The sequence below is a fragment of the Tenacibaculum litopenaei genome (assembly GCF_964514025.1).
Taxonomy (GTDB): Bacteria; Bacteroidota; Bacteroidia; order Flavobacteriales; family Flavobacteriaceae; genus Polaribacter; species Polaribacter litopenaei.
Genome location: NZ_CAZEQT010000006.1, coordinates 1 through 25,704 on the forward strand (window position 1 = coordinate 1; position 25,704 = coordinate 25,704).

The 25,704-nt window shown below is 37.7% G+C and carries 23 protein-coding genes and 1 pseudogene; 7 read left to right on the top strand and 17 right to left on the bottom strand.

The annotated features are described in order from the left end of the window. Nucleotides 1-448: 448 nt before the first annotated feature. Entirely contained in the window at nt 449-772 is a 324-nt protein-coding gene (locus tag ACKTS5_RS08625) for an Hpt domain-containing protein (RefSeq protein WP_408043464.1), read from the top strand. 3 nt (nt 773-775) lie between these two features. Beyond that, a complete protein-coding gene (locus tag ACKTS5_RS08630) occupies nt 776-1,489 on the top strand; it encodes a LytR/AlgR family response regulator transcription factor (protein WP_408044628.1) in 714 nt (237 codons plus the stop codon). 119 nt (nt 1,490-1,608) lie between these two features. On the opposite strand, the gene ACKTS5_RS08635 is transcribed toward ACKTS5_RS08630, so the two are convergent. Continuing rightward, nucleotides 1,609-3,015, bottom strand: coding sequence for a tetratricopeptide repeat protein (locus ACKTS5_RS08635; RefSeq protein WP_408043465.1), 1,407 nt, complete (start codon nt 3,013-3,015; stop codon nt 1,609-1,611). Between the two features lie 217 nt (nt 3,016-3,232). Between ACKTS5_RS08635 and ACKTS5_RS08640 the strand changes: the two genes are divergently transcribed. After that, nucleotides 3,233-3,520: an STAS domain-containing protein gene (locus ACKTS5_RS08640; protein WP_408043466.1), complete on the top strand. Its 288-nt coding sequence runs from the start codon at nt 3,233-3,235 to the stop codon at nt 3,518-3,520. Between the two features lie 34 nt (nt 3,521-3,554). After that, on the top strand, nt 3,555-4,799 hold the full coding sequence (locus ACKTS5_RS08645; protein ID WP_408043467.1) for an MATE family efflux transporter: 1,245 nt from the start codon (nt 3,555-3,557) through the stop codon (nt 4,797-4,799). A 92-nt stretch (nt 4,800-4,891) separates the two neighbouring features. Here ACKTS5_RS08645 and ACKTS5_RS08650 read toward each other — a convergent pair whose 3' ends face one another. From ACKTS5_RS08650 to ACKTS5_RS08665, 4 genes are all read right to left on the bottom strand, one after another. Continuing rightward, the gene (locus ACKTS5_RS08650; protein ID WP_408043468.1) at nt 4,892-6,088 is read right to left on the bottom strand and encodes a glycosyltransferase; all 1,197 of its coding nucleotides are present in this window, start codon (nt 6,086-6,088) and stop codon (nt 4,892-4,894) included. Between the two features lie 265 nt (nt 6,089-6,353). Next, a complete protein-coding gene (locus ACKTS5_RS08655; protein ID WP_408043469.1) occupies nt 6,354-7,889 on the bottom strand; it encodes a glycosyl hydrolase in 1,536 nt (511 codons plus the stop codon). Next, on the bottom strand, nt 7,853-8,842 hold the full coding sequence (locus ACKTS5_RS08660) for a hypothetical protein (protein ID WP_408043470.1): 990 nt from the start codon (nt 8,840-8,842) through the stop codon (nt 7,853-7,855). Before ACKTS5_RS08660 ends, ACKTS5_RS08655 begins: the two co-directional genes overlap by 37 nt. Before the next feature lie 8 nt (nt 8,843-8,850). Further along, entirely contained in the window at nt 8,851-11,892 is a 3,042-nt protein-coding gene (locus ACKTS5_RS08665; RefSeq protein ID WP_408043471.1) for a hypothetical protein, read from the bottom strand. Nucleotides 11,893-12,044: 152 nt separating this feature from the next. Between ACKTS5_RS08665 and ACKTS5_RS08670 the strand changes: the two genes are divergently transcribed. Next, a complete protein-coding gene (locus tag ACKTS5_RS08670) occupies nt 12,045-12,545 on the top strand; it encodes a glycosyltransferase (RefSeq protein WP_408043472.1) in 501 nt (166 codons plus the stop codon). 596 nt (nt 12,546-13,141) lie between these two features. Here ACKTS5_RS08670 and ACKTS5_RS08675 read toward each other — a convergent pair. From ACKTS5_RS08675 to ACKTS5_RS08700, 6 genes are all read right to left on the bottom strand, one after another. Beyond that, nucleotides 13,142-14,902 (bottom strand): ATP-binding protein, encoded by a 1,761-nt coding sequence (locus tag ACKTS5_RS08675; RefSeq protein ID WP_408043473.1) that lies wholly within the window; start codon nt 14,900-14,902, stop codon nt 13,142-13,144. Next, complete coding sequence (locus ACKTS5_RS08680) at nt 14,895-15,437, bottom strand: heme NO-binding domain-containing protein (RefSeq protein WP_408043474.1); 543 nt, start codon at nt 15,435-15,437, stop codon at nt 14,895-14,897. Before ACKTS5_RS08680 ends, ACKTS5_RS08675 begins: the two co-directional genes overlap by 8 nt. 54 nt (nt 15,438-15,491) lie before the next feature. Further along, complete coding sequence (locus ACKTS5_RS08685) at nt 15,492-15,893, bottom strand: response regulator (protein WP_408043475.1); 402 nt, start codon at nt 15,891-15,893, stop codon at nt 15,492-15,494. 127 nt (nt 15,894-16,020) lie between these two features. Next, entirely contained in the window at nt 16,021-16,173 is a 153-nt protein-coding gene (locus tag ACKTS5_RS08690; RefSeq protein WP_408043476.1) for a hypothetical protein, read from the bottom strand. 203 nt (nt 16,174-16,376) lie between these two features. Further along, the gene (locus ACKTS5_RS08695; RefSeq protein WP_408043477.1) at nt 16,377-18,983 is read right to left on the bottom strand and encodes a DUF6923 family protein; all 2,607 of its coding nucleotides are present in this window, start codon (nt 18,981-18,983) and stop codon (nt 16,377-16,379) included. 120 nt (nt 18,984-19,103) lie between these two features. After that, complete coding sequence (locus ACKTS5_RS08700; protein ID WP_408043478.1) at nt 19,104-19,226, bottom strand: hypothetical protein; 123 nt, start codon at nt 19,224-19,226, stop codon at nt 19,104-19,106. A gap of 50 nt (nt 19,227-19,276) precedes the next feature. On the opposite strand from ACKTS5_RS08700, the gene ACKTS5_RS08705 reads away from it, so the two are divergent. After that, the gene (locus ACKTS5_RS08705; RefSeq protein WP_408043479.1) at nt 19,277-20,557 is read left to right on the top strand and encodes an acetyl-CoA hydrolase/transferase family protein; all 1,281 of its coding nucleotides are present in this window, start codon (nt 19,277-19,279) and stop codon (nt 20,555-20,557) included. 46 nt (nt 20,558-20,603) lie between these two features. Here the strand turns inward: ACKTS5_RS08705 and ACKTS5_RS08710 are convergent, their stop codons facing one another. The 4 genes from ACKTS5_RS08710 to ACKTS5_RS08725 form a co-directional block, all read right to left on the bottom strand. Further along, nucleotides 20,604-20,963 carry a cupin domain-containing protein gene (locus ACKTS5_RS08710; protein ID WP_408043480.1) on the bottom strand — a complete coding sequence of 120 codons (360 nt, stop codon included), beginning with the start codon at nt 20,961-20,963 and terminating at the stop codon, nt 20,604-20,606. Then, nucleotides 20,953-21,360 (bottom strand): OsmC family protein, encoded by a 408-nt coding sequence (locus ACKTS5_RS08715; protein ID WP_408043481.1) that lies wholly within the window; start codon nt 21,358-21,360, stop codon nt 20,953-20,955. The genes ACKTS5_RS08710 and ACKTS5_RS08715 overlap by 11 nt, the downstream gene beginning before the upstream one ends. Nucleotides 21,361-21,431: 71 nt before the next feature. Then, complete coding sequence (locus ACKTS5_RS08720) at nt 21,432-22,046, bottom strand: TetR/AcrR family transcriptional regulator (protein ID WP_408043482.1); 615 nt, start codon at nt 22,044-22,046, stop codon at nt 21,432-21,434. A 273-nt stretch (nt 22,047-22,319) separates the two neighbouring features. Beyond that, a complete protein-coding gene (locus ACKTS5_RS08725) occupies nt 22,320-22,793 on the bottom strand; it encodes a hypothetical protein (RefSeq protein WP_408043483.1) in 474 nt (157 codons plus the stop codon). Between the two features lie 377 nt (nt 22,794-23,170). Between ACKTS5_RS08725 and ACKTS5_RS08730 the strand changes: the two are divergent. Next, nucleotides 23,171-23,866: pseudogene (locus tag ACKTS5_RS08730) on the top strand (PepSY domain-containing protein). A gap of 38 nt (nt 23,867-23,904) precedes the next feature. Here ACKTS5_RS08730 and ACKTS5_RS08735 read toward each other — a convergent pair. Both ACKTS5_RS08735 and ACKTS5_RS08740 read right to left on the bottom strand, forming a co-directional pair. After that, complete coding sequence (locus ACKTS5_RS08735) at nt 23,905-25,179, bottom strand: adenylosuccinate synthase (RefSeq protein WP_408043484.1); 1,275 nt, start codon at nt 25,177-25,179, stop codon at nt 23,905-23,907. 33 nt (nt 25,180-25,212) lie between these two features. Next, entirely contained in the window at nt 25,213-25,662 is a 450-nt protein-coding gene (locus ACKTS5_RS08740) for a Fur family transcriptional regulator (protein ID WP_408043485.1), read from the bottom strand. Nucleotides 25,663-25,704: the final 42 nt, after the last annotated feature.

Here is a 25,704-nt window from a genome sequence, read left to right on the forward strand (position 1 = left end):
AAGCCCATTAGCGCCGATGGTACTGCCACTGGTGGGAGAGTAGGTCGTCGCCTTTCTTTTAAAACCTCATTACATTCGTAGTGAGGTTTTTTTATGCTCTTTTATTTCACCTATTCCAATATTACTTTTTTATTTAACTCGTCACAACGGCATTCACCTCGTCGAATTTATAGTTATCGTAAACCATATTATTAATTGAAATCATTTAAAAGCTGATTTACGTCCGTTTTTAGATTTTTTAATACAAGGTTAGGATTGATTCATAAAAATGCCCTTAAAGCTTAAAAAATGGCGATATACCTAAGTTAACAGAGTTCTCACACTACTAAAAAGTGCTGATGAATGTATTCATAATTGACGAAATTTTCCACTTTAGCTATCTATTTGACTTTATTCTACTAGGAATATTATTTTTTTTGAATTATATTTATAAACATAATACATGATAATGATGAAAAAATTGCCCGATTTATCAAAGTTTGATGAGATATGTGATAATGATGAAGAATTTAAAATGCAGATGGTTGAAATCTTAAAAAAAGAATTTCCAATTGAAAAACAAGCATTTTTAGATTCGTATGAGCAAAAAAAGTTTAAAGAAAGTGCAGAAGTAGTCCACAAACTTAAGCATAAGATAAATCTATTAAATCTTGAGGATGGTTATCTATTGTCCAGAGAATTTGAGGGTCAGTTATTTAATGGTACGGATGAGGCAGCAGCAGAGTTTATTGTCATTCTAGATGTTATTGAGCAATACCTTAAAAAAATATAGATGATTAGATCCATTATAATTGATGATGATGCTCTTGCGAGAGTAGTGATAGAAAATTACTGTTCCAAGCTAGACTACGTTTCGCTAATGCAGGTATTTGACAATGCCTTAGACGCTATTGACTTTATAAATAAAAATGAAGTTGACTTGGTGTTTTTAGACATACATATGCCTGAACTCAGTGGTTTCGATTTTATCGATAGTTTAAACAGACCTCCCAAAATTGTACTGACGACTTCGGATGAGAATTTTGCACTTAATGCCTTCGAGTATAAGTGTATTATCGATTATTTGGTAAAGCCTATTAAACTGCCAAGATTTATAAAAGCCGTTACAAAATTAGACTATAAAAAAGAGGTAAACGGAACACAAAGTGCCGATTTGACCAAACAGGAAGAAGAAAATAATGAGTTGTATGTAAATATCGATCGTCGTTTGGTGAAAATTCTAATCTCAGACATTTATCTCATCGAGGCAAAAGGTGATTATATCAATATAAAAACGGAATCTAAAAATCACATTGTACATACTACAATGAAAAAGATAGAGGAAAAACTTCCAAATGACTTGTTCCTGAAAATTCATAGATCTTATATCATCAATTTAAAACAAATTATCGATATTGAAGACAATAGTGTTTTGATCAAAAAGGAAGTAATTCCGGTAAGTAGATCTAATAGACCCGAATTAATGAAACGACTCAATTTATTGAATTAGTAGAGAATACAACTGACCTAAAATAATAATGAAAAGAATCTCAAATATATAAAATTGAGATTCTTTTTTTTTCCATAAATGGTACGTGTAATAAGATAAATGAAATAATGCGTTTCTTGTTAAAAGCGATAGTTTACACGGATCCCAAATTCATTAAATTCAAATCCTGAAGCATTTCCCACAGCCTGGTTACTGTACTGACCAAAAAGTTCCGCTTTTAGCTGCGCTGAAGGTTTATAACCGACAGTAGCCTCTGCTCTAAAACTCTGTTGACTCGCCGTATTAATGATCTGATAACCATAAGCAGCATTGGCCTTAGCAATCCATTTGTCCGTGTGTTTAAAAAGGCTGAGATCTAAGAACGCTTCAAAAACATAGTATTCTTCTGGACTAAAGTAAACCGCAGAACGCTCCTTTTCGAAGCCCATGATTACCGAGTTAAGCCCAACCTTAATAGGAGGGCTCTTTTTAAGTAAATAATACAAAGAGGTAAATAATAAGTTTCGTGAATTGCCGTCCGATTGTCTCGTATGATAAAACTGAGTGAAGAGTCCGATATCCCAGCTGGTAAGAATATGGTAATTTCCGAATAAATGCTCTTGACTAATCTTATTGTTTATCAGCGCTACATTAAAATTGTGATATTCTTTGTGATAGTAAATATTTAGATCTTGATTGTAAGCTAGCTTAAACTTAGCACCAAAACGGTAGGTGATGTCTTGATATGAATTCCCTCCTTTAATATCTAACTGTGCTAGTATCGCTTCCAGGGTAATCTTATTCGTAAGGTTATACGAAGCCGTTACCCCGAGTTCGTATTGTTTAGACTTTTCCTTATTGATTAGATTAGAGGACTCTCTGTATTTGTAAAAGGCTCCCAAGGTCAAGGTGGTAGATAACGGATAGATCAATTCTGTATTTGAAATAATGGATTGATTATCACCACTGTCAGAAGTAATACTGTTGCGTTGCTTTAGCAGTGGACGTAATTTATTCAGAATATCTTTTTGAAGCCCCTTTAATTGTGCTTGATTCGGATCTACCGTCAAAGCTTTGTCTATGGTTTCCAGTGCTTCTTTATTTTGGTTGTTAGCCACATGGGTATAGGCGAGGCCTATGTAAATTCCAACTACTTTATCGTTTAAAGCCAGTCCTTGGTGGTAGTGGTGTATGGCTTTTTTATATTGTTTGAGATTACTGTAAGTATTGGCAAGTCCGAGTTCGATAATTGGATTGGGTTTGAATTTTTTTCTCAAGCTCAAGTAACGTTTGAGGGCAACCTCAAATTCTTTATTCCACAACAGGCATTCAGCACCGTTGATATTGAATTCTATATTATCAGGATCCAAATCCAATAGCTCTTGAAAAATTACTTTGGCACGCTGTGGATCACCGCTCAGTCCAACAGCACGTCCGTAACAGAGTTTGGCCGTAGTGTTTTTTGGATTTGACTTTAAAAAATTTTCAAAAAATTGTTTCCCTTTTTCAAAATCTCCTTTTTCCAGATAACCAAATCCTTCTTGCATAGGTGATTGTGAGAGACAAGGTGTTGTGAAACAGATGATTATTAGGTAGATGAAGATTCTAGGGACTTTTATCATAATTTTTAACTTTAGTGTAATACCAAGTTAATAATAATATAATTTCATTAATCTACAGTAACCTGCATTTCGTCGAAACTTAGTTTAAGTTAAGGGTAAATTGTTGTAAATTATATATATAAATTTTAAAGCCCCCAATATTATGCTACAAATAAATTATCTTGAAGGGAAGTACGAGCTAGAAGGGAATTTAGCTCTGGAGAACACACAAAGTTTTATGTCGTATTTTGAAACGCTACTTCAATACGATTCCAAAATTGTTTTAAGCCTTAAAAAGTTGGCGAGTATCGACAGGTCAGGGGTTGACGCCTTGGTCAAGCTATACAATAAGGCCAGTCAGCGCCGAAAGGTGTTTAAGGTTTTTGGAAAAGTCAATTCAAAAATTGCTTGGATTTTAACAGACAGTAAGTTTAGAGAATTGTTGAAATAAATTGTGAACGTATATAATGAGGAAAGCCTTTTCTATGCCATTACCTAGTAAATTGAGTCCTGCTCAGTGGTTTATGGTTACCGTAATGCTTGTAAATGCAGGGAATTATGCTTATAACCTATTATTAGGGCGGTGGCTAGGGCCTACAATTTTTGCCGATGTCGCATTGCTCATAACCCTTTTATTGGTATTGTCTTTTGTGGCAATGACCATTCAGTTGCTGGCGGCCAAGTTTGTCATTGAATTGCCAGACGACAAAATTGATAATTTTAAAAAAGTCGTTTATAAATACGCCTTGATTTCCGGCAGTCTCGTCGGGATTGTCTGTATGCTAAATGCCCAATCGTTGGCAAGTATGTTTCAGCTAAAACACGATTATGTGTTTTACCTGTTTGCTGCAGGAATTCCCATCTACTTTATTATGAGTGTTTCTCGAGGATTACATCAAGGCAAACAGCAGTTTATCGAATTATCGCGGTCGTATTTATTTGAAATGTTAGGTCGGCTCAGTGTGACCTTTGTGTTAATCGGTTTTCAGCTGGTTGAACCTACCTTAGCGGTAGCGCTCGGAATTTTGATTTCTTTTGTTTTTGGCTTGTATCCGAACCAGTTTACAAGGAACAGTGTTTGGAGTCGTTCAACGCTCAATAAATCCGAATCAAAGGCGATTGTTCACTTTTTGCTGATTACAGCGTTTTACGAGGGTACACAGATCGTTATTAATAATTCGGACATCCTTATAGTCAAACACTATTTTGATCACTTAGAAGCTGGCTTATACGCTTCGTTGGCCCTGATTGGTAGAGTAGTGTACTTTGTTATTTGGATGCTTATTATGATTTTATTACCCAAAGTTATCCAGGCGAAGAAAGATGGTGGTAATCCGCAGAAGATTTTGAAATCCTATATTAAGTTCATTATCATATTGACAACCTCATTAATTAGTTTGTGTTATTTATTTCCTGAAACTATAATCACGCTTTTATTTGGCGACGCTTATATTAGTCTGGGATATTTATTATACCAATACGCTTTAGCGACCTCTCTTTTTGCACTGGCAAATTTATTTGTGTATTATTTTTTATCACTGTCGTCTTACAAACCAGTAATCATGGCAATGTTTTTTGGCTTGTCACAGGTGGTTTTTTTGATTCTCTTCCACAAAACCTTGGAGCAGGTTGTTCAGATTCAGATAGCGCTCATGGCTGGATTACTGACGGTTACCTTGAGCTACTATTTTTATCAAAATTGGAAACAGTCAAAACAAAAATTAGCATAGTACAATAGTTCACACACTTATATTTTACTATACACAAAAGCCACTAGAATTTTTCTAGTGGCTTTTTACTGTTGGTACCGTAGTTAATTTAACTAGGCAAGTACTTTATTTATTTTTGTCTCTGTTACATAACCAAAGGTGGCTAAATACATCTGGCATACTCGGGTCATCGGATAGGCCGTAGCAGCTTGATAATTGGCTTTCTCAAGTTCTAAGCGATAAGCATCATTGGTTAAAATTGCCTGAATAGCATCTGCTAAACTCTCGGCACTGTGCGGGTCAAAGTATTCTCCGCGATAGCCTTCATCATGGATAACTTCTTTTAAGTCTTGTATGTTGGGGATCACGACAGACTTACCATAACTTCCCGCTTGGTGCAATACACCTGAACTTCCGGTAGTGGAGGTGTATGGAAAAACGACCACAGCACTTTCCGTAAAAATACGTTCTACATCTTCTTCCGGTACATAACCTGTAAATGTTAGCTGTGATACCTCACGGTACTTACTTTTTACAGCGTCTAAGTAGCCCAAAGTATTCGGATTGTCAGTTCCGGCAATGACAATTTCTATATTTTCGTCGGTTCGGTTGCGAATGAGTTCTACAGCCTCGATGAGTATTTCTATTTTTTTATACGTTCCAAATTTTCCGAAGGTCATTACTTTTTTGGTAGCACCCAAAGTGGCCGGGTAATCCGGAACTTTGGGGATTTCAAAGGTTCCGTGTGGGATGACAACCACATTGTCTTTTTTATACTTGTTCTCTAGTATAGTCTTGTATTTTGGAATGGTAACTGCCACGGTTTGCGCGCTTAAAATGAATTTGGTGAGCGTATTTCCAATGCTGTTATAAATCCATTTTAGTAGGGGGTTTTTAGTGAACCCTGCTTTTTCTAAATCGACGCGTTCCAAAATGTTATGAATGAGCACAGTCGATTCGAAACCTCTGGCTTTAAGAGCCTTCGGAAGCATGAGCCCTAGTGCTGCAGCTACCTTTTTATCTCCAAATTTCATGAACTGTAAATTGAAGAGAACTTTATCTGGTTGGTGTTTCTTTACCGCTTTGGTTACTTTATTGAGATTGTAATAGCTATTAAATTGCCAGCATTCAACAACGGTTACTTTATCGGAGTGTGGAAAGTCTAAAACTTTTGCTTCGCTTGTTTCATCACAAAAAAGTAATATTTCGTCTACAGACTCCAAACTAGCAAAATTCTTTACCAAGTGATATCCGTATTCTGTGAGGGTAATTTTACTAGGGGGGAAAGCACTTACTATTCCTAATTTCATAAGGTGTTGATTTTTAGTTCTCTTTAAGTTAAAAATACTAGGTAAAAAGAGCTAGTATATTTCGACTAATGAGCGAGTTCTGTCGATGAATGGTAAAAAAATAGCCCATTCCTAAAAATGGGCTACTAGAAAAACGTATTATTTAAAGCCCCCCCGGCTTTAAACAAGGCAAAAATCAGTAATTTTAAGTAAATAAACCATAGATAGTTGTCCTATAGTTAACTAAGGGTTTTCCCTGAGTATGAATACCTAAAACCCCTGATTCCTAGTCTTTGTCTGATGCGATATACTTTGCTGCAGGTTTGAGATTTCCTTCTATATCAATAAATCCAAAGTTTTTTTGTGGTCCAATTTTATGAGGCATTCTACCAAAAATGGCCGGATCAATTTCAGGAAAATCATACAAGGTCCAGCTCACAAAATTCTGAATATTGTTTTCTTTAAAAAGCGTCTGCATTTTTTTGTGATACTTGGCCTGTTTATTTTTATTGTGACTCCACAAATTCCAGATACTGCTTTTTGAGTGTCTACCGAACTCCTGAACAACAAGTGGTTTGTCAGTTTGTGTTCTTAGTTTTTTTATAACCTCGTTAAATTTTTTGATTTTTTTATAAAAGTGAAACGAAACTACATCTACTTCATCTGCTAGTAAATGCGCCTTTTCAGGAGTTGCCCAACCAATGGTTATTGGTGTATCGGGGTCGTAACTGCGAAGTCGTTGTATCATAAAGGAGAGCCAGTTGGTCACTTTGGCTTCTCCGTACAACAGTATGTCTAAATCGGGTTCGTTTTTAATATCGTACTGCAATAGCGCTGGATGCGATTTAATTCCGTTAACAATGTTCTCTAGATGTCTATCGCAGATAGTATAATCGAGTATTTGATAATTACTGTAAAAGTCGAAAAAAGTGACAATTACTTTTAATCCAGTTTCTTGTGCGATATCCAAGGTTTTTTGCAGCAATTTCAATTTAGAATCATACACGTATTCCTTGCCAAAAAGTTCATAGGGAATAAAAATGCGAACGGTATTTAGTTTTAAATTCTTGATGATTTCAAAGTCTTTTTTTACGACTGTACTGTCGTACTGTTTCCAAAATTCAAACCACGGAGTTTTTTGAGGATAGTAATTAATCCCTTTAATTGGTGTTTTCGTTACGAGAGCTTTTGATTTGGTAGTCATTCTGTGTTTACTTTGCTCGCTAACCAAATGACGAATTCTCCAAAAGCCGTCTTCTAGAAGGAGGATGGCACTGTAATCTTTTAAGGTTTGATTCTTGTGCAAAAATTTCCCTTTTTTGAAAAAGTAATGGTGTTCTTTCACATTTTTGTCATCGACATAAACTACCTGCCCATCTTCCGAGAAAAATTTAATGGTCAAGTCGTGTTCTGAAGAGGTAGACCCTACACTTACCGTATCCAGACTGTTTTGAGCGATGATGCGCTGAATTTTCACCTGTGCTGAATCGGTATAAAAATCTTCTATAGCCTTGGGATCGTTGTTGAGCAATGCGTACTTGCGAACGTACCACGATTTTAAATAATCCTGTTTAATGGTATTGACGTTTTGAAGGTTGGGTTGTCTCCCTTCAACATTATCAGCAGTAACCTTTATTTTAGGTTTGTAATAACTGTTGTATTCCAAGTTAATATGTAGTAGTTTACTACGGTCAGCACCAGAGTTAAACTCGTAATAAATTTTAGAGAGTAAACTTACTAGCGCCAAATTAATCACTAAAAACAATAGGACTACTCCAATTTGTTTTAGGGCTCTTCTCTTTCGTCCTCGCTTTTTTTCCATTTGTCTTCTGCTTGTTTATAACTTAGTTTAACGGTATTGCTCTCAGCAAAGTTTTCTACGTAGGCCTTAACACTATAGGTGACAGGCTCACTCGGATGAATTACATGAGTGTAGGCAACCCCATTACTGGTTTTCGCAAAGGCTTTGCGATGTGTACCATCAGAGCTGCTTAGGTAAAAGCTTACTAGTGTGCCATTTTCGACGATATTGCCAAACTGATCACGAATCACGGAGGTCGTATACGTGGTCAATTCTTTAGCATCGGAGAACACAGATTGTCTTGTGTACGAAATTGTAAAGTTCGTCGGGTTGTTTGACAGTATTGACAGTTCTAGAAGTTTTGATTGAAGTGTGTCGATGTATGCACGTACAAATACTTTTCCTTTTATGGTTCTACTGTAAATATTATTATGCCCCAAGAGCTCCTCATGGGTAATGAGTCGTTCTCTCGGTCTGTTTTGATAGAGTTCGGCACTCATATAGGGCGCTTTGTTCGGATTGTCGTAAAAATCTTGAGGAATTACTACGAGCATTGAAAAGTCATCGCGAGAGGCTACGAGATAAGGAGGACCACAGTAAGTTTCGAGTAAGTGGGTTGTGGAATTAGCAGCTATGTTGGTTTTTCCTTGGTGGAGGGTATGACCATCTTGGATGAGCGCATAATTTAGAAAACCGCAATTGTTAGCAAATATAGCTGGGACTTCGAAACGGTAGTTCTTTCCTTGTTTTTTGGCAATTACCAATGCATTACCGTAGTCATTAGAAATCGCCAAAGCCATTCCTCCTGTAGTCGAGTTACTTTCTAGAGTATAGGTTAAAGGCAGGCCTGCCATGTGTGTTGTTGGGCGCTTTTTCCACGTTATTTGAGGTTGTTTCCAAGCAGTCTTAGCTGCTTCTTTTTTATCAGAGCAGCTCAGTAATACAACCGTAAGTAGTAGTAGCAGTATCCTCATATAATTTTTTAATTCCCAATAAAGTTAACCAATTGGAACTTAAGTTGGGTGCTGTCTTTTTGTATCATTATCGTTTGGTTCTTTTGTTTTCCAAAGCCATTCATTCTATCAAAGACCCCTTGATCATTTTGAACTCCATTCACAAAACAAAACTCCGTACTATCGTTAATAACTTTCATGCTGTCTATCTGTTGTATAGGATAGGTAAACGTTCCCCTGCGGTGGGGGCGAACACTTTCTTTTAAAAACATGTGATCAACCCAGGTTAAACCAGCCTCGTTGTAATAGCCTACCAGAAGTTCAGGAATGGTGACCTCTCGATTCTCACCGTTAAATAACACTCCTTTTATTTGTTGCCCCTCAGTTTTGATATCATTGATATCGATAGCTTGATACAAGTTTTTAATAACCACTGTAGTACTTACATGGATAACAAATTTTACAGGTTTTCGGTCAAACTTTTTCGCGTGGAATTCATCGGGATCAAAACTTTTATTCTTTTTATCCGAATTAATCCAAGCCACTTCCTCAAAATCAATTTTAAAAATAGATCTTTCAAAGGGGTTTAGGTAGTGTTTACTTTCAAACTTAGAGCTATACGAGGCCATTTCTACATCGTTTTCATCGTACAATATAGCGGTTAAACTGATCCCAGAAGGAAAGTAATCGATGTTCTGCAGCTCACCTATAACATGGTATTGGTCGCCATTTTCAATGAGTTTGGCCTCCAGTACATAAGCCACAGGTTGTGGCAAAATATCTTCGTGGTGGGTTTGCTGTGTCGTAATCTTTCGGCGTCCTTGATTGTAGAACTTTGTTTCTACCGTATTAAAAAATTGATTTGCAGGTTTGTAAGGGCTCGGTGGCTCGGGAACCACGTACCATTTATTATTCTTTTCTATGGTTTTGAGCACACGCTGTTTATAAATAGATTCTAGCGGGGTAATCCATTTGGTTTTGGCCAAAATGGTTACCGTATCATTTTCCTCTTTGATGATTTTGGTGTCAAGAGTTTCCAGTTTTGCATAGGAACTCAACAAGCCATCCGTAACAGAAATTTCAAGCATAAACTGATCCAAGTCTTTTCCTCCATTTTTATCCAAATAGGAATGTGCTCGGGTAAATTCTTTAAAATCGAGTGCATCGTAATAGGCCCTCACTACGTTGATAGCAGATAATTGGGTTGAGTTTTCTATATAGAACAAATAGAAACCATAAACAACACAACCAGAAACGATGATATTCCAGACGAACAGAGCTTTTGAAAAGCCGAGTGAGGTAGGTTCGAAGCCGATATCTTTAGGTTTCTTTTTCCTAAAAAATAGGGAGACGAGTATAAACCAAAAAATATTTAGGCTCAGCACTGTAACTGGGACAAAAGACCATATTAATTTTTGATAGAGCGGTACGTCAATTTTGGGGAGTATATTGGCCAAGGGTTTAACGTTTTTCTTTTCCCAGACCATGATTCCATTTTCCAAATAGGACAGTTTCTCCCATCCGGTAAAGAAGAGGATAGGGTCGTAAAACTTGTCATTGGAAAAAATGTACTTTAGGTTAAACCGTTCAGAGTTTGCTAAAAATTGCTGTAAAGATCCGATACCTTCAATACCCCGATATTTGCAGTTTTCCAATCGTTCTACTGCTTTGGTTGTCAGTTCGGGTAGCCTCCGTGCGGAGTGGTAATTTCCATCAACTGAAAGGGCGGGGGTCATGGACGATAACCAAGCCATCTGATCGCCAAAACCAAGGGTTAAATACCGCCATTTATAATGCATATCAGCATTTAAGAAATTGACGATAGGAAGTATGTTAATAGTATCGGGCTGTGAGGGTCTAAACTTACCCAAATTTGTTGTAAAAATGGCAAAATAGGTCATTACACCACCCGTAAGTATAAACATGACTACGTAGTATACCTTGTTAAATTTCGTCATTAAATAGTCCTTAAAATCCGATTTTGAAAAGCGATAGAAGAACTCCCCTAAAATGGGGTAGCTCATGATAGAAGCCCAAAAGGTAAAGCGGTCTAAGGTCAATATATTAAAAGCATTGTCTCCTAATATCATTTTCGGGAGGGGCGTCGTACCTCCAGTACCCAATAAAAACAGCATGGCAAATGACAAGCCGAAAAACATGAGACGTTTGCTAAAAAAACGATAAAATAAATACGGAAACAGGGCCATGACTACTCCGTACGGAATGACAAAGAAAACCAGGCCGGACGAGAGTACTTCCAAAAAATTATCGCGTGAACCATGAGGTATGGGCACTTGGGTAATCGGATTGTTCTTGGTGTTGATCCAGTATGGGAGGATACAGAATATCATGGTAAACAGAGAGCCAATACCAAAGGCCAGTATCGGTCTCAAAGAAGCGATGAGTTGTTTGACAAAAAAGATCAATCGAATTTCTTTGTAGTTCCCCTTGGCGTCGTAGGCATTGTCCATGACTGCCAACCCAATCAAAGGAAAGATAAAGAAAACCATTCCAAAAATAGGGGTTACGTGATGCGAACAGATCATCAAACTCATCAACAGTATCGAAGAAACTAAGTAGCGCCACTCCCGAGTGCGAATCCATTTGTAGATCTCAGGAAAGGAGTGCATAAGCAAGGATATCCCTGTCAATGTGGGTAGCTGACCAAATAAATGAAGGGTTTCCACAAAGACGGAGGAGAAGACGGAGAATACAGCTGCGAATCCTGCGTAATCTTCATTCTGAGTAATCAATACACTAAAGCGATATACGCCCGTAATAAAAATGATAATGACGATAAAAGAATAGGAAAAGAGCGCAAATTTAAAGCCTCCTATGAACGACAGTATGGCCAACGATTGATGTACTAGTGGTGGGTAGCCCATTACACTAAAGCCCGTATACCATTTAAATGACCAAGGTTCTTGCCAATTACTTGCATAGTGCTCAGCAAAGAACAAATGGATCAAGGCGTCATAGGTTTTTTCAATCGTATAGAAAACAGCCGTACCGTGAAACAATACAGCCAAACCGAGAGCCAGAAGTAAATATCTATTAACGGATGATTTCATAGGAATCTTTGCTTACTTGCCCTAATTTAACAACTTTTATTTACTTTAACTATAGGAAATTACAATTCAACGCAATTAAATTTCAAATAATCGAGTTTTTTGCTGATTTAGGCAGATCTGGGGTAGATTTGAGTATCTAAAATTTGAAGCGTATGAAGATCGGTATTATCATTCCCTGTTACAACCAAGAGTCCAAGCTAAACATCGCAGCGTTCAGAAACTGCCTAAGAGATTCTGAGGATTTTCATTTGTGTTTTGTCAACAATGGGAGTAGAGACAATACTATGGAGGTATTGACGAAATTAAAAGATGAGTTTGATGATAGAGTATCTGTTATTAATATGAGAAAAAAACAAAGTGCCTCGTTGGCCATTAGAGCTGGAGCTCGTTTTTTCTACAGTTTAGCGATGGTAGAATACGTGGGGTTCTTTGATTTGGATGATGCAGATAATTTTTATGATTTCAACGAACTGTTGCACGGTACAAAAGCGAATAAGAAATTAAAAATGGTCTTCGGTACCGATATAAACGACATAAAACCCCTGCGACGAATGGCCCAATGGTTGTTGAGTGCAGGTAAACAATTGTACGAGTATCTCTTCGTGTTTGAAGGAGAATTACAGCCTATACCTATTCGGGTAACGAGAAAATAAATCAATGTTAATAAAGCTACTACACCTTTATTAGAAAGTGCTATAGAAAATATTCCAGGAAACAGAAGATTTACTTCAGTTTTCCTGGTTTTTTTGTTTGGATTTTGCTGGTATCGAAATAGCGGTTGGTCATGAGAAAGTAGTTCAGAAGCTAAAAAAATACCTACTTGACTTTTGAGTATTGACAAAGTGTAAAACGGCATCACAAGGAGATTCCAAATTAACTAGCGTAATAGACTGCGTACATAAGAAGTTATTTGAAATTCTATTTCCATTAATCGATAAAATAGTACCATTCATCGATGTAGTATTGTCGTTAATCGATACTTCCCCTTTCGTTTATCGTGTTTATGGTGTTGATTTGTAGTATTTTAACTAAATTTAAGTAAGATGAAATACTTATTGAAATCTATTTAGTAGTTTGTTTGTATTCCCCCCCGCAAAAAATCCTTCCAGGAATCCTCATTCTTAGTTCGCTAAGTAATGAGGTTTTTGTTTTTATGGGGAGCTAAGAGAATAGATAGGGAACAGGGGAAAAATGTATTTGCACAGGAGTGGCGCTTACATTTGGTTCCTATCTGGAGTGTAAGAAGGGTTTATCCAGCCACAGAATTTGCTTTTTCTGTGAGTTTTTCAAAATTTTTAGGAGGGTTCTTGTCGAGTTCTATAAAAAAGGTGGTACCTAAGCCCAGTTCACTTTCTATCCATATTTTACCTTGGTATAGATCCACAATTTTTTTAACAATAGAGAGTCCCACTCCTGTAGAGTGTTTGTTTTGAGAACCGAGTGTCTCAAATACTTCAAAAATTTTGGAGTAGTATTTTTTATCGATACCTACACCGTTGTCTTTTATTGAAAAAAGATATTTTTGATCAATTTCCTCCACGTTTATTTCAATAAGACCATCTTCCTTGTCGTTGTACTTAACAGCGTTGGAAATGAGGTTCTGGAACAGCTGTTGGTATCTAAACTTGTCGCCATAAACGACAGGGAGTTTGTTAGGGCGAGAAATATTGATGTTTTTGGGTATAAAAACCGTATCCAATATTTCATTGACCAGATCTTCTAGGGGTACTTTATAATCTGTTTTTTCGAACTTATCGATACTAGAATACTGTAGAATTCCACTAATTAGCGAATCCATTTTATCAATTTTACCTAAAATCAAATTACAGTTATTGGTGGTGTCCTCATCGAATTCGCCATCGTTGTCTTCCATGATCCACGACATCAGTGCTGAGATACTTCGTAGCGGAGATTTTAAATCGTGTGAAACTACATGGGCAAAGTTTTTGAGTTCCTCGTTGTTTTTCTCCAATTTATCTAGCAGGCGATCTTTTTCTTTTTGCGCTTTTTTCTCTTTGTTTAAACTGATCGCACTGTTAAATTGTGCAGACGCTAAATTGGCGATATTTCTAAATACCTCAATGTGTTCTTGGTTAAAGTAGTTCTTTTTACTGTTTTCAGAATCGATAACCCCGATTACTTTTCCATTGGCAATAATCGGCACGGCGAGTTCTGACAAACGCCTACAATCGTCCACTTCGTAATGCGCGCACGTGGTGGTATCTTTAATCAGTTGGTAGGTACCTGTTTGTGCTGCAATTCCGACAATACTCTTCCCTAGGGCAACACTGTGCGGGTTGTTAATCGTAAAACCGTTATTCGATTTGTTGTTATAGGCCGCAATTTGTGTGAGTATATTGGTCTCGTAATTTAATGCGTAGACTACACAGTCTTCCAAATTCAAGTGATTCGCAGTACTTTTGGCAATTTCCCAAGCTATCTCATGTAAGTCTCTTTTTCCTAAAATAGAAACAGATAGTTTGTTGAGCGCATTGAGCATTTTGGTTTTCTTCTCAATTTCGGTAATGTTTTCGATAAGAGCTACGAAATACTTGACATTTCCTTTGGTATCGCGCACAGCACTGACATTGGTATTACATATAATAAAAGAGCCATCTTTACACTGGTAACGCTTTTTTAAAGAAAATCGATCCAGATCATTACTCGCTAATAGGGCCATTTGTCGGTCCGATTTTTCGATATCGTTCGGATGGGTCAAATCTTTATTGATATCCAAAACGGACAATTCCTCATGGGTGTATCCTAAAAGGTCAATAAGCGCTTTATTGGTTTTGATAATTTTTCTGTCTTGCATTAAAACAATACCCAATGAAGAGTTGTCGATGATCAGCGTCATTTGGGCGCTTTGGTCATCGAGGAGTGCTTCGATCTGCTGGTTGGTTTCGTAGAGCTCTAGTGATTTTGCTTCTAAAATTTCCTCAGCATTCTTACGAGCTCTGCGTTCTCTTTGCAGTGCTCTTTCTAATATGGCAATTTTATCATTAGGCATCTCTTGTCAGTGTAAATAAAACTTTGGTTCCGTCTTCTTCAAGGAATTCTCTTTTTATGGTAGCCTTTTCTTTGTAATGATCTAAAGTACTTTCCATAAGGCCAAGAGCGAAGGACGACATCGCTCGTTCTGAGTGATATTCTAAAACCAGTTTATCATCTGATTCTTCGTGTGTGATAAAATAAGGAAGTTCGGCGTCAGGGTAGATTTTTCGTACATGAACGTGGATGTGTTTTTCGATACCAGCAATCATGTCGAACGCGCCTTTGTAATAATCTAGAATGTCGTGATACCCCTTTTTAACCGTGTTAAAAAAATACACACCGTAGGCATGGACTAGGGTATCGACATCTATGTTTGTTTCTTTGTGAAGGTTGGTGACCAAACTGAGCATTTCTTTAAAATCATACGTGCCCACTGCGGTGTAAATTCCTTCAGATTTAAGATTTGAGTTGGTAATGATTGAGTCGGCGGTTTCAATTCCGAACTTTTCTTCAACCATTTCTAAGAATTCGGTAAATACTATTCCTTTCATCTAGTTAGTGATTGGGGGTTATTGAACTATTTGCTAGATGAATATACTAAAAATTTATAAGGTTACCAACTCATTTGTAGACCAATACGTGATAATATTGTTGATTTGTGATACGTAATCCGTATAGTGCAACGGTTTCACCACATAACCAGCGACCCCAATTTTGTAGGCGCTAATCATATCTTGATGGTTGTTGGACGTTGAAAAGACTACGGTAGGAACAAATTTTAAATTTTCATCCGCCCTCAGAATTTCTAAAAATTCCAATCCATTCATTTTTGGCATATTTAAATCCAAAAGAATTAAATTAGGGAGTTCTTCTCGGCAGCGCTCCAAAGCTTCTTCACCGTTACTCGCTTTGAATATGGTATGGGTAGCTCCCAATTTTCTCAAAGCTCTTTCAAATTTCATTTTTTCGATTTCGTCGTCTTCGACTAATAAGATTTTTAAATTCATGACTCTAAGTTTTTAGTAGGTTTCTGTTAATAACAAATATATTTTAATTCTAGTTTTATAGATCTTTTCTAAGGTAAATGCAAATTATCTATCGACGAGTGGTTAAATACTGTCGGTGAATGAACTTTTAGTTAAATATAATACTGTCAAATTGCAAGGTGTCGATTCCTGTACGACAGGTATAACTCCCAGTTTTGATAGGAATGCTGATATACGAGGTTAAACTTCGTTTTGGGGTCACTTGATTCAAGAGTTTAAATAAAAATACTTGCGTTTTCATGGGGATGTTGTTTTTGCTCAAGTTAAAATTACAATATCTTTCGATGAGTTTGTAGGTGGGTGGTGCTTAACTGTCGACGAATGGCTTTCGTCGAACTTAGCAGCCATTCGGCGAAGGTCTATTTTCGTTAGTCTACAGTACTTTAGGGCATAAAAAAACCTTCACCGTTTAGGTGAAGGTTATGTTTGTTAGGTATCTCTGTTCTAATGTATCAATAGCTTTTGGGAGCTGTATTCAATGCGCGCATTCTCAATTTTAACGATGTATAAGCCCGTTGCTAATTGCTTACGGTTAATAGGAATGGCATTTTTACCTGGCGTAATTTGAATATCCTTCTGGAATACTTCCTGTCCTAACTGATTAAAGATTTTTAAGGAAGCTGAATCAGCCGTGTTGCTGTATAACTCCAGTACAGCATCGTTGTGCATCGGATTTGGAATGATACTCATGCCGTGCCCTGAATTGCTGATTTCATCTGTTGATAATGAACTTTTAGGAACAAACTTAATTTCTTTGATGTTCATTTCTTTGGTAACCTCAGTTCCATCAGCCGATTTCATAGTAAAGGTGATGGTGGTGATATCATTGAAATCTGGAGTTCCGTTCGAAGCTCTGCTAAAGTCTTTTAACCACAAGGTGTACTTCTTCTTTTCATTGGTTAAGGTCACCGTACTATAAAATTGGTCTTCCCATTGTGAAATACTCTTTTTATTTAGGCGTACTTCCATTTCTCCGGTCCCTGAACCTTCAAAGACAAGTGCATCATACGAAGTAACGTCGATAGGTGAGAAACGAGCTGTAAAAGCCTTATAACCGGAAATGTATTCCTTGGTGGTGGCTTTTAAATAAAGATTTCGCTCTACGAGAAGCTCGGTATTTTTGGCGGTTTCTGTATTCGGACTAATAGTGTAAGCATTGACTGTAGTACTGGCTGCAGCATCGTCATACCCCCACGATCCATCTGACATAAATAGGTCATCAGGCGTATTGACACCATCTCCAATTCGGAATCCTATGTCAAACAATCTTCCTGTATCTATGGTCACGGGCTTGATGTAGGTTTTGTCGAGCGTAATTGGCGTAGCCGCAATCGTTTGATTTGCCGTAGTCTCTGTGGTTCTATATCCTCCAGTAAGGGTTACTGATTGACTTCGGTTGACATTGATAATCTCAAGCTCTAGTTTCCCATTTTTATAGGTTCCCTTTTTAACGAATACCAATGGTGGAGGGCTTAATAGATAATTCTTGATTTCCTTTTGGGTGTTTAGTAAGTTGACAACTTCCTGACCCAGGAGTAGTAGATTGTCAATAGAGTTGGTCCAAATTTGAAAATTGTAATACGCACTGTTCTTTTGATATTTGTCCAAATTCCAATGACTTTCAATGTCGAAATTAGCATTGTCAGCAGTAGGACGTGCAGATAAACTCAATACAAATTCTACACCACCATCCACATTTCGAACGATCGATTTGATAAAATTATGCCCACCGATGTCAATAGTGGATACGGATAGGAGTTCGGCACCCAACAAACGATCACAGATGTATTTGGTGTGTTCGTATACTTCTGTATCCGTTTTGATAGCCAAGATCGAGGCAATTGTTTTACTGTTTTTCTGATAGTCTACAGAAAGTATTTCCGAAGCATTTGTAATATTGACCAGCTCTGTCGGGGTTGATTCAATCGTGTTGTCTTCTTGTATGGTTTTTACCGGGATAAAATCCGAAAGTTTTAACGAACTACTGCTCTTTTTTTTTCCGTAATCTTTGGGTTTGGTAAACTTTTTCGCTTTGGTTTTATCAAACTTGTAATTGTTTTTCAAACGCATAAAATTACGCTTGCTAATTTGTTGCGAAAGTCTATTATTACTCTCTAACCCTCCATTGTTAGCACTTGATGTTGGAGGTTCAATAACTGGACAGCTGGCAACACCAGAACACGAAGGGTCCTCACAGTCAACCAAACCATCACCATCATCATCTTGGCCGTTAATACAATCTTCCATTGGCACTGGTGCCGTAGGACAACGGGCGCCATCGTTTAAAGAACTCGAAGGGCCAAAGGCAAATATATTTGATGAAATACTGTCACCAGCAGTTAAATCTGTCACTGTATTTACTATGTAAATCGTTCCCGTTTGATTGGCCGATACATAAAAGTTACCCATATTGTCAAAGTATACCGCTCCAAAAGTGTAATTTAAACCGGATAAGATGGGAACTTCTCCTATGGTCTCCACATTTCCAGTGGCGACATCAATTCTGTACAGTATATTGGTTTTTTTCTCTACTGTATATAGTTTATTATCCAAGGCATTAAAGGCCCAGTCGTGAATGCTTAAACTCTTGGAAAGCGTTCCTGTACCCAACGAGGTCATATGAGTGGCTGACTCCGGATTTAAATCTAAAATATAATAGGTGTCACCTCCCGGTTTGAGGTAATACTTCCCATCGTGACTAATATCACCAATATATCGGTTACTCGTAGGAAGCTCACTAAAAGTATAGGTGGTGGTAGTAAAATCTTTTCCGATACGAACGATAGAACGTGCAGGAGAACTCAAGGATCCCCAAATATATCCATCTTTCGGGTTGTACCCTGCGGCATTGATATTGCCAGGAGTAATGTCCATAGCAACCGCATACGAGGATCCAGAGGCTAAATCAATGGCATATACGTCGTTGTACTGAAACAAGTAGGCGTTGTAATCGCAGTTAAAAGGTTCGTTTTGAGCCTGGAAGTTTGCCCAGGCAAAGAAGGCCGTCAATAGGCATAGTTTTTTAATGATGTGGGGGCTCATTCTATTCATAAAAGTGCGTTTTTTGATTAGAATTAGAAGTTACGACAATTAGTTGGTAACTAACTGGTTTATAGGTGAGTGGTTGTTTTTGTCGGGTGAGAGGTATAATTTAATCGTTGAATTGAAGTTTTAATCGATGAATGGTAGCTTTTTAACCGCGTAATAGGCCGTAACTTCTTGTATTACAATGCTGATTTCGATGAATGGCAGTTTTCGTCGTTCAATGGTGAAGAAAACAATGATTAATATCATATTTAGAATGATTCTTAATTAATATCTTTGTTTGCGTAAATCATAGAAACATGAAAGGACTTAAAATGGTGAGCGCCACAGAGGCAGTAAACCATGTACAATCTGGTAATAAAGTATTTTTTCAAGGAGCCGCAATGACTCCTAATTTATTAATCGACGCACTTTGTGAGCGCTACCGCGAGTTATCAAAGGTCGAAATAATTCAAATTCACACCCATGGAGAGGCGAAATATTTACAGCAGCCGTATTCAGAGGCTTTTAAATTGAGGAGTTGTTTTGTAGGAGCTAATGTTCGAGAGGGAGTGAATACGAATAACGGAGATTATATTCCTATTTTTTTGAGTGAAATTCATTGGTTATTTAGAAGGGGAATTTATCCGTTGGATGTGGCTTTTATCCAAGTTTCGCCACCTGATAAACACGGGTACTGTTCGTTGGGGACTTCGGTTGATATTACCTTGCCGGCAATACAAAATGCGAAAATGGTGATCGCTCAGGTAAATCCAAAAGTACCTCGTTCTCACGGTGATGGAATTATCCATAGTGATCAGATTGATTTTGCCGTTACCTGCGATGAGCCTATACACCCGTCGTTAACAGGTGCTCCTTCTGAGATTGAACAAAAGATCGGAGCTCACGTGGCTGAACTTATTGATGACGGTGCTACCTTGCAAATGGGAATTGGTGCTATTCCGAATGCCGTTTTACACAATTTAGGCAACCACCGTCGATTGGGGATTCATACGGAAATGTTTTCAGATGGAATTTTACCACTCGTTGAAAAGGGGATCATTACCGGGGAGGATAAAGAAATTAAGACGGGGAAAATTGTTACCTGTTTTGCCGTAGGTTCCCAAAAGTTATACGATTTCATCGATGACAACCCCTCGGTACACTTTAAAGAAGCCGCCTATACCAATGATACGAGTTTGATAAAACTAAACCCTAAGGTTACTGCCATCAACAGCGCAATAGAAATTGATTTAACCGGGCAAGTATGCGCGGATACCATAGGAAAGTATCAGTATTCCGGAGTTGGTGGTCAAATGGATTTTATTCGCGGAGCTGCTTTGTCGGAGGGAGGAAAAGCCATTATCGCAATGCCTTCGATTACTAATAAAGGATTGTCAAAAATTAGTGCTGTGCTAAAAGAAGGAGCAGGCGTGACTACTACCCGTGCACATGTACACTATGTTGCAACGGAATACGGTGTGGTGAATTTGTTTGGTAAAAGTTTGAAACAGCGAGCAAAAGCTTTAATATCTATAGCGCATCCAAATTTTAGAGAAACATTGGAACGAGAAGCCTTTGAACGTTTTAAAAATATGTAAAACAGTATAGTCCTCACTAGTGAGGACTATTTTTTTGCTTTAATTATTATTGAAGTTGCGAAGTTATCGATTTGGTGAGTGGAGATTCAACGCTTCCTGTATGTTGTGTAGTGTTTTTCTCAACCAAAAGGATATGGCATTCTTCTTTGCTTGAAACGCGGTGCAGGACACCTTTAGGTACCTTAAAATAATCACCTGCTTGCATTTCGAAACTCGGAGCATTTTCAATCTCAAATAGCAGAGCCCCCTTTATGATGTAGAAAAACTCATCTTCCTGTTCATGACTATGCCAGGGCAGATCATTTCCTTTAATTTTTGCAACTTTTACAAAAGTGTCATTAACGTCTCCAATAACTTTAGGAGAGAAGTATTCTTGAATAGTTGCGAGCTTAGTATTAATATTCATTTTCCTTAGGTTTTACAGTGAGTGTTGTCGTTAGTTTGATCGTGTTAATGGCTATACAAGCCTTTTCTGCGATTTTAATGAGTTTGGGCAGGCTTTGCTCATCACTAATAGAAGCATAGCTCACCTGTATAGCGATGGGGTTAAAGCGGGCAGGAGCTTGGTTTGTTATGCTGGCGTTTACGGTGATCGTCAATCCATGTACGATGATGTTACGGGCCGCGAGCGCAGCTAGCAAGTTACTCGCAAAACAACCGCCAATTCCTACCAGTAAATACTGGCCTCCCATCAGGCCTTCAGCATTACCGCCTTTCTCGATAGGACGGTCTACTATGATATTGAAATTGGGGTGGTTCAGTTTAACCGCCGTTGGTGAATGTTGTTGTAATGTAATTTCCATGAGTATTGTTATTTTGCTTATTCAGTGTATGAGAGCAGACTATTACGGGCGTAGTTACTTTTATTAGCCTTCTATGAAGTGTGCTTTAAATTGATTACATAAGCTTGCAAGGCTGTTTTGTAATGTTCGATCAGATCATTGTCGTCATAAACTTTTCGTATACCTCGGATTCCTTCAAAGGCGGCAATCAAAAAAGTGGCACAGGCTTTAGGGTCGATATCTTTTTTGAGCTGGCCCTGTGCTTGACCGTAGGTGATGACCTTCGTCAGCTGGAGTTTCCAATCTTCCAATAAGGCGCGCAGCAGCAATCGTTGTTCTAGTTCTACATGGCCTATTTCGTTGATTAAATTATTGATTGGGCAGCCCTGTAGCAATTCACGTCGCGTAAAAGAATTTAGCCGATTGATAAAAACTTCGGATAATAAAATCCCCGTGTGCTGTTCCTTGTATTTCTGCAGCGGGTCAATCAAACCCTCGTAGATTCGATTTTTGAGTATGGTGGAAATTACTTGATTGCCCAAGTCTTTTTTATTTGAGAAATGATGGTAAAAAGCTCCTTTGGATAGCGATGTGGCGTTCATAATCTCGTTGATAGTTGTGGCCCGATATCCTTGTTTGAAAAACAATTCAAATGCAGTATGTATGATAATGCGACGTGTATGATCTGACTTTTGTTGCTGTTTCATACATCGAAAGTAAATCAATAAAACATTCTAGTAGGAATGTTTTGTGTTAAAGTTAGTGTGCTGTTTTTGTAGAGATTGAGCAATTGGTGGGCTATAAGGCCTTGTTGAAGCATAGGGTAATTTCCATCTAATCTATCATAAGTGTTGAGGTAGCTGCGGAGGCGCAGCGTAAGGACACGAGGAGATTCAGGAATTCTTCTACGGCTTTCAAGGATAGGTAGTTTCGTAGAAAAGAGGAGTTACCCTTCTTTTTACGTGGATTGATAAAATTTTTTAGTTTAACAAGTAGAAGCTTCTGCTTTGGGGGGCATAGGCCATTTTTAACCTACATATCTTCGCACATCCTATTTGCTTGAGACAGTTATAAATTACATCACTACAAGAAGATTTACCATCGCACGTTTTTACCCAATTATCAGTACTATCTCCTTCGCTATTACAAAAAACCTCGTAGCTATTATCAAACACACGTTTATTAATTTCCTCTTCACTATGTAGCATAAAGAAGTCAGGCTCTTTCTCTCGAGAAGATAGCAAATTTATGGTTTTATTGTCGCTATCGAATTCGTAGTCAATGTATATTATATCTTCATCTGAAGTTATTAATTCCACTGAAGCTACTTTTTGAAAAAAATCATCGATGCTGAACTGTCGATTTTTAAGTTCATTGAAACGTTCTTTTGAATTGCAAGAAACTACGCACAAACTCAAGTAAATCATACTCAGAATTAAAGACAGTGCTTTCATAAATCAATAGGTTTAAAATCTTTTGGTAAAATTAAGGGATTAGCCAGCTTGTTCTTAATGGTTTTAAATAGTAGGGAGTTTTAAAGGAACGTATATCGTATGTTTTGAAACTATCGGGATTTACATACTTTAAGCAACGCAGCGCTTTAGTCCGATGCGCAGGTGAATCTTAGAAGGAATGAAGGTGTTTGTAGCTGTCCATACGAGTTTAAACCCGATGGGGGCATTGTGATCAGCACGAAGCTGTGAGATTCATGCCTTCATTTGAGTAAGCGGGAGGGGATTGATATATTTGTGAATGTGTTTCAAAGTGTCGTATATCTTACCGGCTAATTGAAATGCTGGTAATCACTAAGTAATAACTTTAACAGACTAGGATGAAGGTACAAACGAAACTTAAAATTAGAAAAACACATCGATATCTAGGGCTTTTTTTAGGAGTTCAATTTTTGTTTTGGACCCTCAGTGGTTTGTATTTCAGTTGGACTGATTTAGATGAAATACACGGAGATCAATATAAAAATTTGTCTTACAAACCGGTGGCCTTTGATAGTTTGATGAGTCCCAGTTTACTGGAAATGGATGATGAGATTCATTCTATAGCACTGCGAGACATAGGAAACCAACCTTATTATTGGATTAATAAAAAGCAGTTGTTTAATGCTCGAACTGGAAAGTCCAAGGACAGTATTAGTAGGGTAGAGGCTTTGGCGATAGCAAAAAAATAATTGAAAGCAGGTTTGAAAATTGTTTCGATAGATAAAGTAACAAAGGTCGATGGGCATCATGAGTATCGAGGGCGTCTTTTACCTGCGTATGTGATTTCTTATGAAGAAGATGCCTTAAAAGCTTATGTTTCTGTAATTGATGGAAAATTTCAGACAGTGCGGCATAGACAATGGCGCTGGTTTGATTTTCTATGGATGACGCATACTATGGATTATGAAGGAAGAGATGATTTTAATACAGTGGTATTACGCGTATTTTCTCTGTTAGGATTGATCACGGTGTTAAGCGGTTTTCTATTGTGGTTTGTATCCTCGCCAACTTGGAGAAAACTCTTGAGAAAATAAAAAAGGAACTCCTACAAAGAGTTCCTTTTTTATAGTTTTTACGATCTTGTAATCGTTTGTTTTCTATCGGGACCAACAGAAACGATGGTTACGGGAACCTCTGTTTCTTTCTCGATAAACGCAATATAATCCATTAAGTTTTTCGGAAGCTGATCTTTATCCGTCATTTTGGTTAAATCATCAGCCCATCCTTTGAACTCTGTATATACTGGTGTTACGTTTTCTGGTTCTATATTATACGGTAAATGCGTAACATCTTTTCCTTTATAGGTATACGAGGTACACACTTTTAAAGTGTCGAATCCTGAAAGGACATCTCCTTTCATCATCATAAGTTGTGTAACTCCATTTACTTGTACGGCGTATTTTAAAGCTACTAGATCGAGCCATCCACAGCGTCTTGGGCGTCCTGTAGTCGCTCCGAATTCGTGTCCAACACGTGCCATGGTTGCACCGTCTTCATCAAAGAGTTCCGTAGGGAAAGGTCCTGAACCAACACGAGTGGTATAAGCTTTAAAAATTCCGTAAACATCACCGATTTTGTTTGGAGCAATCCCCAAACCTGTACAGGCACCTGCTGCAGTTGTGTTCGAAGACGTTACAAACGGATAGGTTCCGAAATCAATATCCAATAAAGAACCTTGTGCTCCTTCGGCTAAAATTTTCTTTCCATCTTTGATGGCTTGATTCAAGTAGGCTTCAGAATCGATAAAAGTAAGGGTCTTTAGTTTCTCAATACCCGCTACGAATTCCGCTTCTAATTCTTTTAAATCGAATTGAATATCTACGTCAAAGAAGTCTAGCATTTTTAGGTGCTTCTCTGTAAGTTGATCGTATTTCTCCTTCCAATTGTCGAGTTCTAAATCTCCAACGCGCATTCCATTTCTACCCGTTTTGTCCATATATGTAGGACCGATTCCTTTTAAAGTAGAACCAATTTTGGCCTTTCCTTTAGAAGTTTCAGAAGCCGCGTCTAACAAGCGGTGCGTTGGTAAAATTAAATGTGCTTTTCTCGAAATAAAAAGCTTAGCGGTATAATCAATATGGTGTTGATCAAGATTTTCAAGCTCTTTTTTAAAGATAACAGGGTCAATTACGACACCGTTACCCACGACATTCAACGCCGTTTTGTGAAAAATTCCCGAAGGGATGGTGTGTAATACGTGTTTGTTACCGTCAAAAATTAAAGTATGACCGGCGTTTGGTCCTCCTTGAAAACGAGCAATGATATCGTAGTCGGTAGTTAAAACGTCTACGATTTTACCTTTTCCCTCGTCCCCCCATTGGAGTCCGAGTAATAAATCTACTGCCATTTAGTTGTGAATTGTTAAATGTTTATGTTGTTGTTAATCTTGTTTCTTTTTGGTTCCGTAGAAATACAGTGAGTGGTTGTGAATGTCAATGTCAAAAACCTCTTCAATAGTCTTTTTAATAATTTGAATACGAGGGTCACAAAACTCTTTTACCTCTCCAGTATCCGTTAAAATTACGTGGTCGTGGTTTTTGTCAAAATAACTTTTTTCATAGCGCGCCATAGATTGCCCTTCAAATTGGTGTTTTCTCACCAAGCCACAGTCTAAAAGTAAGTCTATGGTATTGTACAGGGTAGCTCTACTCACGCGGTAGTTCTTGTTTTTCATTTTGATATACAAAGACTCAATATCAAAATGCTCATCAGCATCATAAATTTCTTGTAGTATAGCGTAACGCTCAGGTGTTTTACGGTGCTTTTTCTCTTCTAAATACGACGTAAAAACCTTTTTTACTATTTCTTGATTGTCTGCAGAGTTACTCATTCTTATTGAATTTTACTAAATGACAAATTTACGTTTAATTAT

Excerpts from the sequence above, each read along its gene's own strand:
- ACKTS5_RS08670 (WP_408043472.1), top strand. The coding sequence starts at position 12,045 with ATGAAGATCGGTATTATCATTCCCTGTTACAACCAAGAGTCCAAGCTA.
- ACKTS5_RS08715 (WP_408043481.1), bottom strand. The coding sequence starts at position 21,360 with ATGGAAATTACATTACAACAACATTCACCAACGGCGGTTAAACTGAAC.
- ACKTS5_RS08665 (WP_408043471.1), bottom strand. The coding sequence starts at position 11,892 with ATGAAATCATCCGTTAATAGATATTTACTTCTGGCTCTCGGTTTGGCT.
- ACKTS5_RS08700 (WP_408043478.1), bottom strand. The coding sequence starts at position 19,226 with ATGATATTAATCATTGTTTTCTTCACCATTGAACGACGAAAACTGCCA.
- ACKTS5_RS08635 (WP_408043465.1), bottom strand. The coding sequence starts at position 3,015 with ATGCAAGAAGGATTTGGTTATCTGGAAAAAGGAGATTTTGAAAAAGGG.
- ACKTS5_RS08695 (WP_408043477.1), bottom strand. The coding sequence starts at position 18,983 with ATGAATAGAATGAGCCCCCACATCATTAAAAAACTATGCCTATTGACG.
- ACKTS5_RS08720 (WP_408043482.1), bottom strand. The coding sequence starts at position 22,046 with ATGAAACAGCAACAAAAGTCAGATCATACACGTCGCATTATCATACAT.
- ACKTS5_RS08690 (WP_408043476.1), bottom strand. The coding sequence starts at position 16,173 with ATGAAAACGCAAGTATTTTTATTTAAACTCTTGAATCAAGTGACCCCA.
- ACKTS5_RS08655 (WP_408043469.1), bottom strand. The coding sequence starts at position 7,889 with ATGGAAAAAAAGCGAGGACGAAAGAGAAGAGCCCTAAAACAAATTGGA.
- ACKTS5_RS08725 (WP_408043483.1), bottom strand. The coding sequence starts at position 22,793 with ATGAAAGCACTGTCTTTAATTCTGAGTATGATTTACTTGAGTTTGTGC.
- ACKTS5_RS08675 (WP_408043473.1), bottom strand. The coding sequence starts at position 14,902 with ATGCCTAATGATAAAATTGCCATATTAGAAAGAGCACTGCAAAGAGAA.
- ACKTS5_RS08640 (WP_408043466.1), top strand. The coding sequence starts at position 3,233 with ATGCTACAAATAAATTATCTTGAAGGGAAGTACGAGCTAGAAGGGAAT.
- ACKTS5_RS08645 (WP_408043467.1), top strand. The coding sequence starts at position 3,555 with ATGCCATTACCTAGTAAATTGAGTCCTGCTCAGTGGTTTATGGTTACC.
- ACKTS5_RS08680 (WP_408043474.1), bottom strand. The coding sequence starts at position 15,437 with ATGAAAGGAATAGTATTTACCGAATTCTTAGAAATGGTTGAAGAAAAG.
- ACKTS5_RS08735 (WP_408043484.1), bottom strand. The coding sequence starts at position 25,179 with ATGGCAGTAGATTTATTACTCGGACTCCAATGGGGGGACGAGGGAAAA.
- ACKTS5_RS08650 (WP_408043468.1), bottom strand. The coding sequence starts at position 6,088 with ATGAAATTAGGAATAGTAAGTGCTTTCCCCCCTAGTAAAATTACCCTC.
- ACKTS5_RS08710 (WP_408043480.1), bottom strand. The coding sequence starts at position 20,963 with ATGAATATTAATACTAAGCTCGCAACTATTCAAGAATACTTCTCTCCT.
- ACKTS5_RS08625 (WP_408043464.1), top strand. The coding sequence starts at position 449 with ATGATGAAAAAATTGCCCGATTTATCAAAGTTTGATGAGATATGTGAT.
- ACKTS5_RS08685 (WP_408043475.1), bottom strand. The coding sequence starts at position 15,893 with ATGAATTTAAAAATCTTATTAGTCGAAGACGACGAAATCGAAAAAATG.
- ACKTS5_RS08740 (WP_408043485.1), bottom strand. The coding sequence starts at position 25,662 with ATGAGTAACTCTGCAGACAATCAAGAAATAGTAAAAAAGGTTTTTACG.
- ACKTS5_RS08660 (WP_408043470.1), bottom strand. The coding sequence starts at position 8,842 with ATGAGGATACTGCTACTACTACTTACGGTTGTATTACTGAGCTGCTCT.
- ACKTS5_RS08705 (WP_408043479.1), top strand. The coding sequence starts at position 19,277 with ATGAAAGGACTTAAAATGGTGAGCGCCACAGAGGCAGTAAACCATGTA.